Source organism: Dietzia sp. CW19 (genome assembly GCF_014145265.1).
Lineage (GTDB): Bacteria > Actinomycetota > Actinomycetes > Mycobacteriales > Mycobacteriaceae > Dietzia > Dietzia natronolimnaea.
This window is the reverse complement of sequence record NZ_JAALEE010000490.1, coordinates 2742-3754: the sequence shown is the minus strand read 5'-3', so window position 1 is coordinate 3754 and position 1013 is coordinate 2742. Positions and strand designations below refer to the sequence as shown.

General features: G+C 70.3%; 1 protein-coding gene. It reads right to left on the bottom strand.

The window, feature by feature from the left end; genetic code table 11:
• Positions 1 to 105: 105 nt before the first annotated feature.
• The coding region (locus G6021_RS13940; protein WP_241736568.1) for an ArsA-related P-loop ATPase at positions 106 to 1013 on the bottom strand (908 nt) is incomplete at its 5' end.

The following is a 1013-nucleotide window of genomic DNA, read 5'->3' as shown; positions in this document are numbered from 1 at the left end:
TCCCGCGGCTCCCGCCGCGGGTCGCGTCGTATCACCGGGTCCGGTCACCCGGATGACCGTCCGGCCGCTCTGGTCACCCGCAGAGCTGGTCGCCGGGACAGCGGGTCACCCACAGAGCTGGTCGCCGACCGAGCGCAGGGCCTCCAGGTTGGAGATCTCGAACGGCAACGACGGCACGCCCACGATCCGCACGTCCGGATGGGTGTCGGTGAACGACTCCAGCAGGCGGACCTCCTGCTTGGCCGTGCCGGCCCGGTCGGCATGGATCCGCAGCACCGCCTCGGCCTCCGGGTTCCCCGCCAACCGGTCGGCCGCAGCACACGCCTGCTCGGCCGTGAGGTCGGTCAGCCGAGGGTGGGTGCGGTTGATCACGACCCCCGCGAGCGGCATCTCCTCCTCCGAGAGCCGCTCGGCGAAGAACGCGGCCTCGCGCAGGGCGGGACGTTCCGCGGACGAGACCACCAGGAACTCGGTGCCCTTGCGGCGCAGGATCGCCTGGGTGCGCGAGGCCCGGGTGGCGAATCCACCGAACGTGGAGTCCAGCGCCACGACCATCTCGGAGGCGTCCTTGAGCATGGACGAGCCGACGACGGCCGAGACCCCCCGCATCGCCGTGCTCATGGCGCCGGTCATCAACCGGCCGACCCCGCGACCGGGCGCCGCGAACACCCGCATGAGACGGCTGTCCATGAACGCGCCCAGTCGGCGCGGGGCGTCGAGGAAGTCGAGGGCGTTGCGGGAGGGAGGGGTGTCGACGACGACGAGGTCCCACGTCGAGTCGTCGAGCAACTGGCCCAGCTTCTCCATGGCCATGTACTCCTGCGTGCCGGCGAAGGAGGTGACCATGGTCTTGTAGAAGTGGTTGTCCAGGATGGACTGCGCCTTCTCGGGCGTGGTGTTGGCGGTGACCAGCTCGTCGAACGTGCGACGCATGTCGAGCATCATCGCGTGCAGCGACCCGTCCGAATCCGCGTGCTCGGGTCCCAGGTCCACCCGGGACGGCTCGTTGGAGA